This is a genomic window from Psychroserpens mesophilus (assembly GCF_050617655.1).
Taxonomy (GTDB): domain Bacteria; phylum Bacteroidota; class Bacteroidia; order Flavobacteriales; family Flavobacteriaceae; genus Psychroserpens; species Psychroserpens mesophilus_A.
Genome location: NZ_JBODQC010000142.1, coordinates 1 through 276, shown reverse-complemented (window position 1 = coordinate 276; position 276 = coordinate 1). Strand labels below are relative to the sequence as shown.

Sequence of the window (276 nt, the reverse complement as noted above, 5' to 3'; positions counted from 1 at the left end):
GACCATCCGCCAGGAAATTATCGAAGAGCTCAAAGGCCTGGTGAATATGGAGGAGGACATGAACACCACCTACCAGCACTTCAAGGACCTGCAGGAGCGCTGGAGGCAGGCAGGCCCGGTACCCCGCACCCAGTACAACGACGTCTGGCGGACCTATCATCACCATGTGGAAATCTTCTACGACTTCCTCCACCTGAATCGGGAATTGCGGGACCTGGACTTCAAACACAACCTGGAGGAAAAGCTAAAATTGATTGAACGGGCCGAAGCACTTGC

The 276-nt window shown here is 54.3% G+C and carries 1 protein-coding gene; it reads left to right on the top strand.

The genetic code is table 11. From position 1 onward, the window contains the following. On the top strand, window positions 1-276 hold a 276-nt coding region (locus ACRHNM_RS16675; protein WP_431137745.1), incomplete at both ends, for a DUF349 domain-containing protein.